The following is a 15,655-nucleotide window of genomic DNA, read 5'->3' on the forward strand; positions in this document are numbered from 1 at the left end:
CACTAAAGGTTATTGCAGCTCAATGTGGATATCATGTAACTGACCATCACGTTCAACCGTCAGTGTAAAATCAGAGGCTGAAGATAACTCACCCCAAAGTTTGGCCATAATTGCAGGATCGGTAAGACTATTACCGTTAATACTCACTGCAAGATCATTGGCTTTAAGACCGACCTGATCAAATAAAATTCTATTTTTACCTGGATTGACACGATAGCCTTCAATTTGGCCATCTTTTTTCACCTGAGATAAGCGGATATAACTAAATAAAGTTTGAGGCTCAGATAAAATTTCTTGTTTGATTTTAGCCAGTTCAGCAGCATTGCTGTTACTTGGGGATGTATTACGTTGGGATGAGACTGGCGCCGCTGATGGTTTGGTAAACTTTAATCCCTCAAGCATTAAAGTTTCATCACGACCATTATTACGAATGATAACGCGATCGTTATAGACCGCAATTAAGGTTGCGCGAGTATTATCAATCACTTCGTTAATACCATAGGTATTTTGTTTACCGTTATTAGTAACGACTGCGAGTGCTTTAGATGGCGTTGAACTGGCCACCACACCCACTAATGTTAATCGTAACTGAGTTTGCGGCGCATCTTGTTTAACGGGTTTTACCGCCACAGGGGCTGCATTAGCCTGATAACGCCCAAACAAATTCAAGCTTAAAATTTCATTTACAGGTAATTGCTGTTGTGAGGTATTAACGCTAACAATCAACGGCTGCCAACGAGCAACAGCGGGGGCAGGTTCGACAATAGACCACACTAAACGGCCTGCAACCCAAGCAAATATCACTACCAAAAGACAGGTTAAAATACGCGTGACTGATTGTAATGATAACGGACGTTTGGTTGCTGCAGCAGCAAACCACTTTGAAGCAAACATAGTGAAATCCATTGTTAAAATACCAAGTCCCATTAAACAAATAAATGCAATGCAATCGCACATCAAAATTGAACTGACTATGATCGCCTGTTAATCGCCGAAATACTATTTAATAATCCCAACAAAACACCATAGTATCTAAGAATTTAATGATTTTTTGTAATAAATTCTTACTCAGTGATTGAAATCCGCGGCTAATATCACCATTTATAATAAATAATCACTTTACTGCTGTTATAAGTAGAATGTGATAATTTATCGTTTCAACAAATAAAGGCACCGTGATGAGTCAAAACACCTCGAATATTAAACAGGTTCGTCTTGATAAATGGTTATGGGCTGCCCGCTTTTACAAAACACGTTCAATTGCTCGCACCATGATTGACGGCGGTAAAGTGCAGTATAATGGCCAGCGTTCTAAACCAAGCAAAATTATTGAGCTTGGCGCTATGGTGAAGTTACGTCAGGGTAACGATGAGAAAATCATCATCATTGAACAAATCTCTGACTGCCGCCGAGGCGCACCAGAAGCTCAGCTGCTATATCAAGAAACAGCCCAAAGTATTGCAACCCGTGAACAAACAGCAAAAATGCGCAAACTCAACGCTTATGATAATCCAAGTCCAGAAAAACGACCGGATAAGAAGCAGCGACGTGACATTATGCGATTCAAAAACATTAACTCATCTGAATAAATAACTAAGTGCCAACTTATTAAATTATAATCTTGACTGTGAGTGCTTTATCGCAACGGTTTAACCGCCTTGGTTGCGGCGTTGACCATAAAGTAATTACTGTACGTTTTACCCTTTATTAGGTTGGCTCTAGAGCTGGAGAATACATACTCATGACAAACGATAGTTTAAACCGTTACCTTTTCGATGGCGCAGCCGTTCGTGGTGAATTGGTACAATTAAGTCAAACTTACCAACAAATTATTGCCGACAAAAATTACCCAGCACCAGTGGCAAAATTGTTAGGTGAATTATTGGTAGCAACCAGCTTATTAACTGCCACTTTAAAATTTGAAGGTTCAATTACCGTACAAGTACAAGGCGATGGTCCCGTAAGCCTCGCTGTTATCAATGGCGATCATAATCAACAGTTACGCGGCGTAGCACGTTGGAAAGGCGACATTAAAGACGGCACTATTCATGATCTTATGGGTAAAGGTCATATGGTGATCACAATCACTCCAACTAAAGGTGAGCGTTACCAAGGTATGGTTGGTCTTGATGGCGACAGTCTGGTTGAGTGTCTTGAAAGTTACTTTAAAAATTCAGAGCAACTAAAAACGCGTATTTGGTTACGTACTGGTGAAATTGACGGCCAAGTAAAAGCTGCTGGTATGCTATTACAAATCATGCCGGATGGTACCGGTACTGAAGGCGACTTTGAGCATTTAGAAGCATTAACTGAAACCGTAAAAGATGAAGAGCTATTTACGCTAGAAGCACAAGATGTGCTATATCGCCTTTACCACCAAGAGCAAGTTCAACTATTTGATCCTCAAGCAGTTAGCTTTGAGTGTGGTTGTTCACGTGATCGCAGTGCTGCTGCCATTATGACTGTACAGCCAGAAGAAATTGATCAAATCATTGCTGAAGATGGCAAAGTATCGCTGCATTGTGATTACTGTGGCACTAGTTATGATTTCGATAGTATTGATGTAGCAGCACTACGTGATAATAGTGCTAATTCGACAGATAACGACCAAATTCACTAATTCGCTATCGTTGACAATACTCGCTTAAAAGCCGGCTAACCATGCCGGCTTTTTTTCGGCTGGATTTTTATTAACCATCATCGCCACAGCGTATATTGATTTATATTTCAACTTAAATTGTGCTTTTTTTGCAACCGCACCGTATAAATATTGACCACTATCACAACAAAATAATTTTAACATTTTCGCAAAATAATTCACCTAGCAGTTTCGATGTTTTTACCTAAAATTAACACTGAGATGGTTGCTTTTTTGATGACCGTCCCTGATTTAGCGATTTAGGGTTGTTAGCATGATTGGCAGTTAAACAACATCTTACCCTAGGAGCACCAATGATCACTTCTTGTGTTGATAATAAGGTTGCAAACAACATGGATTTATCCCAATACGGTATTACCAATGTTACAGATGTTATTCGTAACCCATCCTACGACGTTCTTTTCAATGAAGAAACAAAACCAGAACTTGAAGGTTACGAGCGCGGGATTGTTACTGAACTAGGTGCGGTATCTGTCGATACAGGCATTTTTACCGGTCGTTCACCACAAGATAAATTTATTGTGCGTGATAACACCACCAAAGATACGTTGTGGTGGTCAGATCAAGGTAAAAATGACAATAAAGCCCTAACGCAAACTGCGTGGTTGGATCTTAAGCAATTAGTTACTAACCAACTGTCAAACAAGCGCCTTTTTGTTATTGATGGTTATTGTGGTGCCAACCCTGATACTCGCCTTTGTATCCGCGTTATCACCGAAGTGGCGTGGCAAGCACACTTTGTGAAAAATATGTTCATTCGTCCAACTGAAGCTGAACTTAAAAATTTTGAACCTGATTTTGTGATTATGAATGGTTCTAAGTGCACCAACCCTAAGTGGCAACAACATGGCATGAACTCTGAAAATTTCACCGTGTTCAATCTTAGTGAAAAAATGCAACTGATTGGTGGCACATGGTACGGGGGTGAAATGAAGAAAGGTATGTTCGCGATGATGAACTACTTTTTACCACTGCAAGGTATTGCCTCAATGCACTGTTCTGCCAACATGGGCACAGAAGGTGATGTTGCGGTATTCTTTGGCCTTTCTGGTACCGGTAAAACAACCCTATCAACCGATCCTAAGCGTGCGCTAATCGGTGATGATGAGCACGGTTGGGATGACAATGGCGTATTTAACTTTGAGGGTGGTTGCTACGCAAAAACCATCAATCTATCCAAAGAAGCTGAACCAGATATCTACAATGCCATTCGCCGTGATGCCCTACTAGAGAATGTGACAGTACGTAATGACGGGGCCATTAATTTTGACGATAACTCAAAAACTGAAAATACTCGTGTTTCTTACCCTATTTACCATATCGAAAACATTGTTAAGCCAGTATCAAAAGGTGGTCATGCAAATAAAGTGATCTTCTTATCTGCTGATGCTTTTGGAGTATTACCTCCAGTATCCAAATTAACCCCAGAACAAACTAAATACCATTTCCTATCTGGATTTACCGCTAAACTAGCCGGTACTGAGCGCGGTATTACTGAGCCAACACCCACTTTCTCAGCATGTTTTGGTAACGCGTTCCTAACGCTACACCCAACTCAATATGCAGAAGTATTAGTTAAACGTATGGAAGCTGCAGGCGCTGAAGCTTACTTAGTTAATACGGGCTGGAATGGCACAGGTAAGCGTATTTCAATTCAAGACACTCGCGCAATTATTGATGCGATTCTTGATGGCTCAATTGATAATGCCAATACCAAACAAATCCCAATCTTTAATCTAACAGTACCAACATCATTACCAGGTGTTAATTCGACGATTCTAGATCCACGTGATACGTATACCGATCCACTCCAGTGGCAGAGCAAGGCTGAAGACTTGGCTGATCGCTTTATTACTAACTTTGATAAGTACACTGATACGCAAGAAGGCCAACAGCTAGTCGCTGCAGGCCCACAACTCGGTTAATCTTACTCCTCATTGGATTATCCGCTCGCAGCCTCTTATTAAGTAGAGGCTGTTTTTTATCGACCTCAAAGCCCTTATCAAACCCCTTGCTAAAAAGTTATTTTTATCTCACCCTCAATAAGCCATTATATTGATATAACACCTTCTGCTTACGAGGAAATTTTATGCGGCTACTTAGCAAATTCGTGCTGACTCTTGTCTTAATAGTCGTGATTAGTCTGACAACCTTAATTGGGTTATTACACACTCGTTATAATGAGCATATCTTCAATTTTATCCTCGCGCAGGTATCACCTTATCAAATTTTTGCGAAAAAAATTGATTACGATATTCGTACTCCTTACAAAATACGCTTTGAACATGCTGAAATTACGCAGCATGAGCAAGTACTCGTTCATGCTGACAGCATTCAATTATGGCTATCAAAACAAAGTATAACTAACGACAAACTGGTTTTTAATGGCGTGAAAATTAATAATATCACTTCAGCTAATATGCCATTATTAGCCACGTTACCACCATTAACCATCAAACGATTAGTGCTCAATAACACCAATATAAATACGCCACAATTTGCGATTAAACATGGTTTAATCCAAATGGATAATTGGCAAACACCTACTGATAACACCCCATGGTGGCAGAGTTTTAATGGCAGCTTACAAATGAGTGCCGCGAGCATTAAATGGCATCAATTAGCATTACAACAACTGCTCATCAATGCCAATAAACAAGCTCAACAATGGCACTTAAATGGCATCTCAGCTCATTGGCAGCAGGCGACGATAACCGCCCAAGCACTGTTTAATAATGACAGTCGTCGTTTGACAATCGACCAACTGACACTAAATAAATTTCACTTGCAAGATCAGCAACTTCTCACGGATTGGCAACAGCAATTTACCCAACGAACAGTACCATTCAAAACCATAAATATTAAACGGTTAGATATCATTAATAGCAGTATTGAATTACCGCAATGGGGTGCTGATGGTATCAATTTATCGTTAGAAAACTGGCAATGGCCGCAAAACTATTGGCAACAACAAAATAGCCATTTATCGTTTAGTGCTAGCCATGCACAATGGCATCAGATTAATTTTGAACAACCATTAGCTGAATTAGAATTTATGCCCCAGCAAATTATTAGTCATGGTATGTCAGCCCATATTATGGAGGGTTTTGTGCGGGTGGACGGTTGGATTGATCCACAGCAATTATTTATTAGTGACTTAAAAGCCAGTGGTATTAAATGGTTTTTAGGCAAAAATTGGCTACAAACGTGGCAACAATGGCAGCATAAATACACCGATGTAATATTCAAAAAACTCAATATTAATAATAGTCAGATCACTTCACCTACATCAACGGTGCCATTTCAACTCGCAGGGATTGATATTGACGCTCAAGACGCAGTACTTAAACAAAATAATCAGTGGGGATTATGGCAAGGTCAGGTTGAAGCAAACTTAGGCTTTGGCAGTATCAACCAAGTGGTTATCAACCAAGCCATTGCCACCATGCACAGTAACGCAGGGCAGTGGCAATTGGATAAATTAGTTCTGCCGTTTAATCATGGAATGTTAAAAGCGCGAGCTCGAATTGCACTTGATGATCCACAACGACCATGGCAATTAACCATGATCGGCGACACAATACCTGCACAAATCCTATCCCAGTGGCTATCACTACCATTGTCACTAACAGGGGCAATAGACACGCAAATAAAGCTCAATGGTCAAGCAGGCAATCGGAGTGATTTCAATGGCCACTTAAATGGCACCGCTCAAGCTGATTTTCGTCAATTAGCGCTGAATAACATTACCCCGCAGCAATTATTCAGCCACTGGCAGCAGCCACATATTTCAGCCTTCAACCCGACGGAGACAGCATCACAGCTACCACTAACGGCGACATCGCTAACATTAACAGCACAGGATGGCGCCATCAAATTGCAACCATTGCAAGTCACCGCTAAAGATCTCACCCTGAATATTAACAGTCACTGGAACTTAACGGATATCAAACAACAACAACTTAAACTTGAATTGGCCGCTGGCTGTCAACATCTAACTCGACAGTGGGATCAAGGTGTATCTACCGTGACCGTTGGCTCATCATGTACCGGTAAGACTAAATATGTACCAGTAAACGTTGATGCTACCGCTTTGCCACACTGAACATTAACATCAACCGTTACCCGTCCTTTGCGCCCTTGAGTTATACGATCAAAATCACCGCGTAGATGCTCAAGGGTTGTTACTGCGATTGGTCGTTCGGTAACAGGGGCTGAATAACGAATATGGCTATCAACCAAAATAATATTGCCCTCCAAACCGCGTTCTTTAAGCAGCAACCAAATAAAGCCCCAACCAGCAAGTGTCGCCATAGTAAAAATACTACCGGCAAACATAAACTCATTGGGATTAAGGTTAGCATTAAACAAGGCACTGACTTCAAATCGATAGCCAGTGTACTGATTAATTTTGATCCCCATTTTGTCACTGATTGGAATTTGGTTTTGCCACAACGTTTGTAGTTCCTGACACCATTGCGGCTGGCGAGCAACGTCAGTTAACGGTGGCAATTGCTTAACCATTTGTTGATGACGCATCGGCCCATGTGCATCACTCAATTCACCACGACTTTCAAAACCATTTTTAATATAAAATGGAATAGCCGCTTCACGCGCATTACACACTAACCGCTTAGCACCGTCATAACGCGCCAATGATTCCAATGCCATCAAAATCATGCCACCTAAACCATGGTGACGTACCGCGGCATCAACGGCCATATAACGCACTTGACCTTCGTTATCCGGCGTAACATATAAGCGTCCAATTGCGACTACGTTATCATGACTATCCACTAACATTCGATGGGCGCTGACATCATCATAAGCATCACGTTCTGAACCCAGCGGCATTTGCCACGGTTGACGCAACATTTGCCAGCGAAAATGATAATAGCGCGCCAGCTGTGATTCAGTTTGCGGAGTGACTAATCGAAACATTCATTCCCTCTCTTCTCAATCGTCTACAATATTCACACGCTTAATCTGCAACGAGAATAACTAAACCTGTAACCAAAAAGTCACAGGGCCATCATTAACCAATGCAACTTTCATATCGGCACCAAACACTCCAGTTTCAGTTACTATCGGTTGTGCCCTACACTGTTCGACAAAATATTGGTACAAGCGTTCCGCTTCCATAGGGGCTGCTCCTGCAGAAAACCCGGGACGCATGCCTTTTTTAGTATCAGCAGCTAAAGTAAATTGCGATACCACTAATACACTGCCCTGTGCCTGTTGCACATTAAGGTTCATTTTATCGTCTGCATCACTGAAGATACGATAGCCCAACACTTTATCCCGTAGTTTTTGTGCTTTGGCTTCATCGTCGCCTTTTTCAACCCCTAATAGCACCAATAAACCACTGCCAATAGCACCGGTTATTTTCCCTTCGACGGTAACACTGGCTTCACTCACCCGTTGAATTAGTGCAATCATTGTTGTTCCTTATTATTAGTTAAATCATGGTCACTGTTAGTCACCGTTGTTATTAGTTGTGATCGAGGTGGACTCACATCCCAAAAACCGCGTTCGCCTAAACTGGCGGTGATCTCTGCCCCTAGCAACACAATACACCAGCACAAATACACCCATACAAATAAAATAGGGATCACTGACAATGCACCATATATCATTTGATATGAATGAAAATGAGCTAAATAAATCACAAAGCCTTTTTTACTTAATTCAAATAAAACACTACTACACAACGCGCCTATCAACGCATGTTTAAACGTTACCTTACAATTAGGTACTAATGCATAAAGCAATAAAAAAGCCAATCCTGACATCATTGAAGGTAGCCATTGTAATGACTGCTGAACCACCCCATGCAATGTTTGATGGTCGAGTAATGCCAATGAACCAAGGTATGAACTCAATGCAATACTTGAGCCCAATAAAATAGGCCCTAAAGTGAGGATCATCCAATACACAGCTAATGATATTACCCAACGGCGCTTTTTCTTTACTCGCCAAATATAGTTAAGAGCTTTATCAATCGAAGAAATAAGCATCATTGCTACTACAAATAATGCCCCAATTCCAACCACGGTCATTTTGCCAGCATTCGCAATAAATTCATTAAGATAAGTTGTCACTACTGCCCCTGCAGCAGGAACAAAGTTAGTGATCACAAACTGCTGCACTTGAGCGCCGACACCTGCAAAAGCGGGGACTGCAGATAACGCCGAAACGACCACCGTTAACAGCGGCACTAAAGACAACAAAGTTACATAAGCCATTGATCCTGCAGTTACCGTTAATCGGTCATGGTTAGCACGCTGGATTAAATAACCGAAATATTCCATTATTCGCGGCAACCGTTGCCACAACACAAATTTCACAGGTTGTTTTTTGTCAGCCATAATAGAGTGTTCTACCTATAAGTTATGGAAAACAGTCATGCTAACGTTAGATGCTGTAGTTGATGTTTATCCATCGAAATCGTTACTTTAGCACGGCACGGTAATGCCATTTATTTGTTATTTTGCATGTCTCACCAAGGAGCAAAACATGCCTTATTTTATTGCAATTTTTTTAAGTGTTAGCCTACTTTCTGGCTGTCAAACTGCCTACTACTCAGCGATGGAAAAAGTCGGAGTCTATAAGCGCGATATCATGGTCGATCGAGTTGAAGATGCCAACCAAGCACAACAAAATGCCCAAAAACAATTTACGAGTGCTCTTGAAGGACTAAAAGCACTTAACCAATTCGATGGTGGGGAGCTTGAGTCTGCTTACCAAGATATTGATAGTCAATATCAACGTAGTGAAGCGGCAGTCAATAACGTTAATGATCGCATTGCAGCGATTGAAGATGTAGCGAATGCAATGTTTGATGAATGGCAACAAGAATTGTCATTATATAAAAGTGCTACCCTTAAGCGCGATAGCCAACGTAAATTACAGACCACAAAAGCATCTTACAATAAGATGTTAGCAGCCATGAAACGCGCTGAGAAGAAAATGGAGCCTGTTTTAGATACTTTACGTGATAACACCCTCTATCTGAAGCATAACCTTAATGCAGCGGCTATCGGCTCGCTTCAAGGGCAATTTAATTCATTACAAACTGAAATATCTGGTGCCATTCGAGATATGAACCATGCCATTGCAGAATCGAATCGCTTTATTGGTCATTTGAAAAAATAATCTTGCCTTCTTTTTTTTACTCGTAACTTTTCATGTCCCAGATACAACAATCCCCCGCTTGTTACCAAGCGAGGGATTGTATTAGTAAGCTTCAGTCAGGGGTAATTACTTACCACGACCTGCGCGCTTACGATCGTTTTCAGTAAGAAGTTTCTTACGGATACGAATGCTTTCTGGTGTTACTTCTACTAGCTCGTCATCATCGATGAATTCTAGCGCTTGCTCAAGTGTGTACTTGATAGCAGGAGAAAGCGTTTGTGCTTCATCAGTACCAGATGCACGAACGTTTGTTAGCTGCTTACCACGTAGACAGTTGATAGTTAGATCGTTTGCACGGTTATGAATACCGATGATCTGACCTTCATATACTTCATCACCGTGCTCAGAGAACAGACGGCCACGCTCTTGTAGGTTGAATAGCGAGTATGTTACCGCTTTACCAGTACCGTTAGAGATCAATACGCCGTTAGCACGTTGACCGATAGTACCGCCCTTGTGAGGACCGTAGTGATCAAACGTATGGTAGATAAGACCAGAACCAGAAGTCATTGTTAGGAATTCTGTTTGGAAACCGATAAGACCACGAGAAGGCATCATGAAGTCCATGCGAACACGGCCTTTACCATCTGGTGCCATATCTTTTAGCTCACCCTTACGGATACCGATTTTCTCCATTACACTACCTTGATGCTCTTCAACCACATCGATAGTTACAACTTCAAACGGTTCCATTAGCTTACCATCTTCTTCTTTGATGATAACTTCTGGGCGAGATACTGCTAGCTCGTAACCTTCACGACGCATGTTTTCAATCAGGATAGATAGGTGAAGTTCACCACGGCCTGAAACACGGAAACGGTCTGGGCTATCAGTCTCTTCAACGCGCAATGCTACGTTGTGTACTAATTCTTTTTGTAGACGCTCAAGAATGTTACGTGAAGTAACAAACTTACCTTCTTTACCAGCAAATGGAGAAGTGTTTACTTGGAAAGTCATTGTTACAGTTGGTTCATCAACAGACAATGCAGGCAATGCTTCAACAGTGTTTACATCACAAATAGTGTCAGAAATCTTAAGCTCGCCAAGACCTGTGATTGCGATGATGTCACCCGCTTTCGCTTCAGCAACTTCATGACGCTCAAGACCTAGGTAACCAAGAACTGTACCTACTTTACCGTTACGCTTGCTACCGTCAGCACTGATAATAGTTACTTGCTGGTTTGCAGCAACAGTACCACGAGCAATACGCGCAACACCGATAACACCAACGTAAGAGCTGTAATCTAGTTGAGATACTTGCATCTGTAGTGGGCCATCAACGTCAACACATGGAGCAGCAACGTTATCAACGATAGCTTGGAACAATGGTTCCATATCTTCGCCAGTTACGCCTTCTTCCATTGTTGCCCAACCGTTTAGCGCTGATGCGTAAACTGTTGTGAAGTCTAGTTGCTCGTCAGTTGCGCCAAGGTTGTCGAATAGGTCAAAGATTTGATCCATTACCCACTCAGGACGTGCACCTGGACGGTCAATCTTGTTAATTACAACGATTGGCTTAAGACCGTATGCAAACGCTTTTTGCGTTACGAAACGTGTTTGAGGCATTGGGCCATCAACCGCGTCAACGATAAGTAATACTGAGTCAACCATAGACATGATACGCTCAACTTCACCACCGAAGTCTGCGTGTCCAGGGGTATCTACGATATTGATGCGGTAGTCATTCCAATTAATTGCTGTGTTCTTAGCAAGAATGGTAATGCCACGCTCTTTTTCGATATCGTTAGAATCCATCACACGTTCTTCGGCTTCGCCGCGACCCTCTAACGTGCCAGATTGCTGTAGAAGTTTATCAACCAGGGTAGTTTTACCGTGGTCAACGTGAGCAATAATTGCGATATTTCTTAAGTTATCGATCAGTTGATTAGACATTAGTTTCACATTCACTCAGAACATGCAGCGTCTTAATAGAGGCTACTTGATTAAAAAAACGGCTCATAATTTAACAGATTTTACTCCAAAACCCACGAAATATGTGATTTATATCACCAGCTTTTTTACCAATTCGCGCTAGAGCCGCATTTTTACTCACTTTTTTGGCTATTTTTATTTTTTTCAGGGCCTTCATTCGTACGATAAATCAGTCCAAAACTAACTAAAACTGCGATCTATATCGCTTTTCGGTTACCGCTTAGCGACCATTATTTAGCAATAAAAAGACCTAATTATCACCTCGTGGATTGACAATATTTGCCCTCATCACCATAGTAGAGTAACTATAAAATGGGTGAATGTACTGGAGGCTATTGTCTCACTTTTAATACTTCACACTTGCGCACCAAGTTGGTGCAATGTGTCACCATAATAGTGCAAAACAGGACAGGAAAAAGTTCCAAAAACGCCAAAAAAGCGCATTTTTAGGGGCTTTAAAAAGTTGGCATGGTTTTCGCTTTAAGACTTTTTAGATTCGCTCACCATAATATGAGCAAAAGTTTGCGACCATCGCCCTAAATAACACCGGAGGTTACTCAAGATGTCAGTTGAAAACGTACTAGCGTTGATCCAGGAAAATGAAGTTAAGTTTATTGATCTACGTTTTACCGATACCAAAGGTAAAGAGCAGCACATTACTATTCCATCTCATCAAATCGATGCTGATTTTTTCGAAGAAGGTAAAATGTTTGATGGTTCTTCAGTTGCAGGCTGGAAAGGCATTAATGAATCAGACATGGTGATGATGCCTGATGCAGCAAGTGCGGTACTTGACCCATTTACTGAAGACGCAACTCTAAACATTCGTTGTGATATTCTTGAGCCAGCAACAATGCAAGGCTACGATCGCGACCCACGCTCAATCGCTAAACGCGCAGAAGAATTCATGCGTTCAGCAGGTTTTGCTGACAACGTATTAGTTGGTCCAGAGCCAGAGTTCTTCTTATTTGATGATGTTAAATTCAATACTGATATGTCGGGTTCATTCTTCAAGATTGATGACATTGAAGCCGCATGGAACAGCGGTGCCACTATCGAAGGTGGTAACAAAGGCCACCGACCAGGCGTTAAAGGTGGTTATTTCCCAGTAGCACCAGTTGATTCATCACAAGACATTCGTTCTGCAATGTGTTTAATCATGGAAGAAATGGGCCTTGTTGTTGAAGCGCACCACCATGAGGTAGCAACTGCAGGTCAAAATGAAATCGCAACTCGTTTTAATACTCTAACCAATAAAGCTGATGAAATTCAGATTTATAAGTATGTTGTTCATAACGTTGCTCACGCGTTTGGTAAAACAGCAACCTTCATGCCTAAACCACTCGTTGGTGATAACGGCTCAGGTATGCACGTTCACATGTCACTCGCAAAAGACGGTGTAAACCTCTTTGCAGGTGATAAATACGGCGGCCTATCTGAAATGGCACTGTTCTACATCGGTGGTATCATCAAGCACGCACGTGCAATCAACGCTTTTGCTAACCCAGCAACGAACTCATACAAGCGTCTAGTCCCTGGCTACGAAGCACCAGTTATGCTGGCTTACTCAGCACGTAACCGTTCAGCATCAATCCGTATTCCAGTTGTTCCAAGTCCAAAAGCACGTCGCATCGAAGTACGCTTTGGTGATCCAGCAGCGAACCCATACCTAGCATTTGCAGCAATGTTAATGGCAGGCCTTGATGGTATCGCGAACAAGATCCACCCAGGTGAAGCGATGGATAAAGATCTATACGACTTACCAGCAGAAGAAGCCGCTGAGATTCCAAAAGTAGCAGAGTCACTACAAGGTGCACTACAAGCGCTTGACGAAGATCGTGAATTCTTAACCTCTGGTGGCGTATTCTCTGACGACTTTATTGATTCTTACATCACGCTAAAATCGCAAGATGTAGAGAAAATCAATATGGCAGTACACCCATTAGAGTTTGAACTTTACTACTCAGTTTAAGTAATCACTTAATGACTTAACAACTAAGATTTAGGCCTGCTTCACACGCAGGTCTTTTTGATCTTGCGACTCCCACAAAAGCAGTAACAATAGCAGCTTATTAACCATCAAAATCTGGGCAGGGAGTTAATGGATGAGGCTCTTCTATCTAGCACCAATCCTACTACTTGTAGCCACTACGGCCATTGCAACAACCATCTACTCGTGGACAGATGACAATGGGGTGGTGCACTTTAGCGATATCGCAGAAGTCCCACAAGCCAGTGCGGTTGAGCTTTCAATTACCGAACTACAACCACATTTTCAATCCACTGTAGTAGAGCTTAACCAAACTGACAATATTGAACGCATCACCATTACCGCAGAGACAGGAGCACTGTTGCCGATAGCAACTATCCGTTTATTAGCACCATTACACCAGCAAACTATTCGTAGCAACGACGGTAATATTAGTGTTCGTGCCGTCAGTAACCGTAAACTTAATAAAAACTTACAAGCTCAATTAGTCATTGATGGTCAAACTAATAGCCCGCCTCAAACTCGCTTAACTTGGCAATTGACCAATATTGATCGCGGCAGTCATCAAATTCAAATCCAATTACTCAACAATGGCAAGCTCCTTGCTTCATCTGAAAGTATTACGGTTTATTTACACCGCGTATCGCAGATACGTCCTAAGAACAGCCCAGTTCAACCCCGTTAACGTCTATTTACAATAAACCCTGCCTGTTCGCTGTTAAACCGAGTACACTTTAATGCACCAAATTGGTGCGTTAGTTAACAGCGACGAATGTGCGCTTGCACCGATCGTCTTTTACTTGGCTATCGAATAAGGATGATGATTGTGAATACCAGCTTTATACCCATAATTCTCGACAATTTAGTCACTGCGATTGTATTACTCGATGAAGCCTTAGTGATTCGGTACGTCAATCCTGCAGCAGAGCAATTATTATATTCGAGTAAACGGCGATTACTCGGTACACAACTACCACAATTACTCCAGTACAGCTCGCTGGATCTTAATCATGTCAAGGCAACCCTTCATAGTGGTCAAGGTTTAGCTGACAGTGACGTCACCTTTGTCATTGATGGTCAACGGCATCTACTTGGGGTTAATGCCAGTCCAATTTCATGGCAAAAACAACTGTTGATCTTATTAGAATTAAAACCAATAGATCAGCAACGCCGTATTAGCCAAGAGCTAAACCAACATGCACAACAACAAGCGGCCAAAGAGTTAGTCCGCGGTCTAGCCCATGAAATAAAAAATCCACTCGGTGGGCTACGCGGTGCGGCACAATTATTAGAGAAAACGCTGCCAGATAGCAGTTACCACGAATATACCCAAATGATCATTGAGCAAGCTGATCGACTACGTAATTTAGTTGACCGCTTACTCGGGCCACAACGACCAGGGATCCGCAAGACCGATAATATTCATTTAGTGTTAGAGAAAGTGCGCCAATTAGTCAACATTGATACTGACAGTACGATTAACATTGAACGTGATTACGATCCTAGCTTGCCCGAAATAAATATGGATGCTGAACAACTGGAACAGGCATTACTCAATATTGTCAGTAACGCAGCATTAGCATTAAAAAGCCAAGGTGGTGGCACGATTAAATTAAAAACCCGCACTGCACATCAAAGCTTAATTCAAGGGGTTCGTCATCGTGTTACTGCCACCATTGAAATCATCGATAATGGTCCTGGTATTCCGGCAGACATTCAAGACACCTTATTTTATCCAATGGTCACCGGTCGTGAAGGCGGCACTGGTTTAGGTCTATCGATTGCACGCAATTTAATTGATCAACACCAAGGAAAGATCGAGGTTTTCAGCTGGCCGGGACACACTAATTTCACCATTCATTTACCAATAAAGTCATGAC

Annotated in this window: 13 protein-coding genes; 8 read left to right on the top strand and 5 right to left on the bottom strand. The window is 41.8% G+C overall.

Translation table 11 applies throughout. The features are described 5' to 3' along the window. Positions 1–9 precede the first annotated feature (9 nt). Positions 10–894, bottom strand: a complete 885-nt coding sequence (gene gspC / locus PPBDW_RS14905; protein WP_036788391.1) for a type II secretion system protein GspC — start codon at positions 892–894, stop codon at positions 10–12. 284 nt (positions 895–1,178) lie between these two features. Here gspC and hslR point away from each other — a divergent pair, with 284 nt between their 5' ends. The 4 genes from hslR to PPBDW_RS14925 all read left to right on the top strand — a co-directional run bounded on the left by hslR (position 1,179) and on the right by PPBDW_RS14925 (position 6,764). Beyond that, a complete protein-coding gene (hslR, locus tag PPBDW_RS14910; RefSeq protein ID WP_036788393.1) occupies positions 1,179–1,589 on the top strand; it encodes a ribosome-associated heat shock protein Hsp15 in 411 nt (136 codons plus the stop codon). Between the two features lie 152 nt (positions 1,590–1,741). Beyond that, the gene (gene hslO / locus PPBDW_RS14915; protein ID WP_036788396.1) at positions 1,742–2,620 is read left to right on the top strand and encodes an Hsp33 family molecular chaperone HslO; all 879 of its coding nucleotides are present in this window, start codon (positions 1,742–1,744) and stop codon (positions 2,618–2,620) included. Between the two features lie 332 nt (positions 2,621–2,952). Beyond that, complete coding sequence (gene pckA / locus PPBDW_RS14920; RefSeq protein ID WP_036788398.1) at positions 2,953–4,584, top strand: phosphoenolpyruvate carboxykinase (ATP); 1,632 nt, start codon at positions 2,953–2,955, stop codon at positions 4,582–4,584. A gap of 164 nt (positions 4,585–4,748) precedes the next feature. Further along, a complete protein-coding gene (locus PPBDW_RS14925) occupies positions 4,749–6,764 on the top strand; it encodes an AsmA family protein (RefSeq protein WP_054262083.1) in 2,016 nt (671 codons plus the stop codon). Here the strand turns inward: PPBDW_RS14925 and PPBDW_RS14930 are convergent. From PPBDW_RS14930 to PPBDW_RS14940, 3 genes are read right to left on the bottom strand one after another with little or no spacing between them, the layout of a single operon-like run. Next, positions 6,671–7,600 carry a bifunctional GNAT family N-acetyltransferase/hotdog fold thioesterase gene (locus PPBDW_RS14930; protein ID WP_036788400.1) on the bottom strand — a complete coding sequence of 310 codons (930 nt, stop codon included), beginning with the start codon at positions 7,598–7,600 and terminating at the stop codon, positions 6,671–6,673. The two genes, PPBDW_RS14925 and PPBDW_RS14930, sit on opposite strands and share 94 nt — an antisense overlap. Positions 7,601–7,660: 60 nt before the next feature. After that, positions 7,661–8,098 carry a D-aminoacyl-tRNA deacylase gene (gene dtd, locus PPBDW_RS14935; RefSeq protein WP_036788402.1) on the bottom strand — a complete coding sequence of 146 codons (438 nt, stop codon included), beginning with the start codon at positions 8,096–8,098 and terminating at the stop codon, positions 7,661–7,663. Then, positions 8,095–9,027: a virulence factor BrkB family protein gene (locus PPBDW_RS14940; RefSeq protein WP_045043609.1), complete on the bottom strand. Its 933-nt coding sequence runs from the start codon at positions 9,025–9,027 to the stop codon at positions 8,095–8,097. The genes dtd and PPBDW_RS14940 overlap by 4 nt, the downstream gene beginning before the upstream one ends. A 148-nt stretch (positions 9,028–9,175) precedes the next feature. Between PPBDW_RS14940 and PPBDW_RS14945 the strand changes: the two genes are divergently transcribed. Further along, on the top strand, positions 9,176–9,814 hold the full coding sequence (locus PPBDW_RS14945) for a DUF2959 domain-containing protein (RefSeq protein WP_036788404.1): 639 nt from the start codon (positions 9,176–9,178) through the stop codon (positions 9,812–9,814). Between the two features lie 105 nt (positions 9,815–9,919). Here the strand turns inward: PPBDW_RS14945 and typA are convergent, their stop codons facing one another. Further along, the gene (typA, locus tag PPBDW_RS14950) at positions 9,920–11,746 is read right to left on the bottom strand and encodes a translational GTPase TypA (protein ID WP_036788406.1); all 1,827 of its coding nucleotides are present in this window, start codon (positions 11,744–11,746) and stop codon (positions 9,920–9,922) included. Between the two features lie 601 nt (positions 11,747–12,347). Here typA and glnA point away from each other — a divergent pair. The 3 genes from glnA to glnL all read left to right on the top strand — a co-directional run bounded on the left by glnA (position 12,348) and on the right by glnL (position 15,654). Beyond that, positions 12,348–13,757: a glutamate--ammonia ligase gene (gene glnA, locus PPBDW_RS14955; protein WP_036788408.1), complete on the top strand. Its 1,410-nt coding sequence runs from the start codon at positions 12,348–12,350 to the stop codon at positions 13,755–13,757. 133 nt (positions 13,758–13,890) lie between these two features. After that, complete coding sequence (locus tag PPBDW_RS14960; RefSeq protein ID WP_036788410.1) at positions 13,891–14,460, top strand: DUF4124 domain-containing protein; 570 nt, start codon at positions 13,891–13,893, stop codon at positions 14,458–14,460. Positions 14,461–14,601: 141 nt separating this feature from the next. Then, positions 14,602–15,654, top strand: a complete 1,053-nt coding sequence (glnL, locus tag PPBDW_RS14965) for a nitrogen regulation protein NR(II) (RefSeq protein ID WP_413771902.1) — start codon at positions 14,602–14,604, stop codon at positions 15,652–15,654. Position 15,655: the final 1 nt, after the last annotated feature.

Source organism: Photobacterium kishitanii (genome assembly GCF_000613045.3).
In the GTDB taxonomy this organism is placed as follows: Bacteria; Pseudomonadota; Gammaproteobacteria; order Enterobacterales; family Vibrionaceae; genus Photobacterium; species Photobacterium kishitanii.